The organism is Hahella ganghwensis DSM 17046, from assembly GCF_000376785.1.
Lineage (GTDB): Bacteria > Pseudomonadota > Gammaproteobacteria > Pseudomonadales > Oleiphilaceae > Hahella > Hahella ganghwensis.
In genome coordinates, this window is sequence record NZ_AQXX01000021.1 from 1 (window position 1) to 2,541 (window position 2,541).

Annotated in this window: 3 protein-coding genes; all 3 read right to left on the reverse strand. The window is 41.2% G+C overall.

What is annotated here, in order from left to right:
- Positions 1-78: 78 nt before the first annotated feature.
- Positions 79-855, reverse strand: coding sequence for an alpha/beta hydrolase family protein (locus F566_RS0100200; protein WP_020404970.1), 777 nt, complete (start codon positions 853-855; stop codon positions 79-81).
- 63 nt (positions 856-918) lie between these two features.
- Entirely contained in the window at positions 919-1,629 is a 711-nt protein-coding gene (locus tag F566_RS0100205; RefSeq protein WP_020404971.1) for an ankyrin repeat domain-containing protein, read from the reverse strand.
- Between the two features lie 404 nt (positions 1,630-2,033).
- Positions 2,034-2,402 carry a hypothetical protein gene (locus F566_RS0100210; protein WP_020404972.1) on the reverse strand — a complete coding sequence of 123 codons (369 nt, stop codon included), beginning with the start codon at positions 2,400-2,402 and terminating at the stop codon, positions 2,034-2,036.
- Positions 2,403-2,541: the final 139 nt, after the last annotated feature.

Here is a 2,541-nt window from a genome sequence, read left to right on the forward strand (position 1 = left end):
AAAATGGCCGGAAAAACACTCTGAATATTCGGCCATATATCGTCGAGAGTTTGAATTACCTCAGAACCTTGGGGTTATTCAGACTCTCCCTAAATCTTTAATCAATTCACCAGGGTCGTCCAAATAACGTCTCATATTGTTCAACATCGTTGTTAAACCCACGTTATAGGCACTAACGGTTTGCTCGACTCCTTCTAAGAGACCAAAACCAGCCCCATTAAACGTTGTCGCATTAACAACCTTATCTGGATGAAGAATGGTGAATACTTGGGCCATATGGCTACCCAAAGAGTAACCGGTTACAGAAAGCTGCTTATCGGGATTTTTTAAATAGCTGGATATTTGACTTTTCTGGGCTGCATCCAAGTTTGATATCCAGTCACCATCGCCTGCTACCAGTTGACCATAATACTTTTCCATATCCAGTAACTGCCCAAAGGCAAAACCTTTTTTTAATATCTCTCCATCTGCTCCTGAGCCTCCGTCTCTCTCAAAGTCTCCCCCTAAGCTACTAGGTAAGGATTCAGTGCTACGAAAAGAAAGAGCTATTTCCCCGTCTTTGCTTTGAAGTATGGTTGCAGAAAAGCCACTACTTGTATTAGGTAGTTGATGCAGTACTGACCACTCGCTAAAGAAGTCGTCTAGCATTAACCCTGTGGATTGCGTAGCGCTTTGCTCATCTCCAATAGGCTCTGGAAAATGATCATAATGGTTTGGCCCATTTGCAAGCCGCCCTCTCATTTCCCACTCTTTTCCCAAGACATCATCCAAAAAGCTTTCGGCTGAAACCTGTGCTAAAAGTGAATTCAATAAAGCCCGGGTATCTTGATAGCTTCCACGATTATCTACACTCATTCGCATTCCCTAAAATGTATACCTAACGACAAGTACATAACTTCTATTTACAACCAGAGTACGCTAGTTCTGAAGTAACGCTTTTTCCAAAAGAGGCCAATTATTCAACTTCGATGAATTCTCAACTGCATATTGATATGGACTAACTCCTGTTTTAGGGGACACTTTAAAAGGATCTGCCCCTAACTTAACGAGTATTTCTACTGTTCTAATTCTGTCCAAAGATGTAGACCAAACAACCGCATCAAGCGGTAGTGCCCCATTTTTTCTAACAGCATTGGGATCAGCCCCCTTTGCAACAGCCAGTGATACTCCGGTACCACATGCCATTCTTAGTGAAAATTCGAGAAGCTCTTCCGCACTTTGAGAAGGTTCTAATCCATTCCTCTCAAAACGTTCAATAAATCGTTTGTCATAACATCCACCGCCCGATATCCAAGCGTTATATATTTCTGCCTGATAGTTATCTCCGCATTTGCTAGGATCTGCACCACTTCCAAGTAAAGAGCTAAAAACATCGTAACGTCCTTTACCTATCGCATGTATGAGCAAACATCTCTGATACACAGTGTCGTTGGCATTTTTTGTGGTTACGCCAAAATTGGCTTTTGGAGAACAACCGCTCATAGAGGCATAAACCGGGTGCCAATCCTCACAATGATCTGATGACAAACCAACCACACCTTGTATAGCACGTCCGGCGTAAAAGCATCCGCTCAGAATTAGGCTTAATAAAGTTATTCCTACGAAAAACACGAAATTTCTTTTATTCATTTAACACTCCTTATTTAAAATTCGCTTATTATCACTTGGTTATTAAGTTCTGTGCTGATTTGGAACACGTCATTAAATATTGAAAACACACTTTCCTTCTCAGACAATTACTTGCACACAGAGTCAGACCTGTGTCGTTCCGATTGAGCTGCTTCAGACCGATCATAGTCGCTTATTCAGCACGCACTAGTCGCCAATATCACATCGGCCGCAACACATAATTAACCTTAGATTCAACCGGCAGACCTTGATACATGATCAGGTGCGGAAACACCAACGCTATGCCTTTAAATCCTTGGTTTTCGACACTCCATTTTTATCTTAAAACCACTTTATCAATTGATACGACAATATATGTCGCCACCAATACTTCCTTATAAATTACGACTATTATTTTCTATTAGTTATCTTGGAATTTTGTGAGGATCGACTCCAATCTTCCTGAGTTCATTAGCCCTTTTCATTACGGCGTTGCCATAGCAATCACTTCGCCTCCCCAGCTCAGTTATTATGTTTTCCAAGCGAGTCATTTGTTCTGAAGAATATTTATTTTCTATTTCCTGCATCGAGGCTCTTGGTGAGAGTAAGAATCCTTTCATAACTTCCCTGAAAAACCAGCTTGCTGCTTCCGAGTCAATTTTTTGCATCTTATTAAACTGACACTCTATCGATTCCTTATCGATCTCTTTTCGTAATTGCGTCCAAGCCTTATCATTAGGCTTTTGATGTGTTTTATCGAAGTAAGCAGAGCTATCATCTATAGATAACCTCATAAATTCGACTGCATCCTCCAACGGTTTAGCGCTCTCATCTGCCCTACTAGGGAGGCTCTGAATAACTCCCCAAATCAGTCATAATACGGCCAACTTCACTCATCAGGAATACTATCCATGGATCAGATGACTTTCTCCG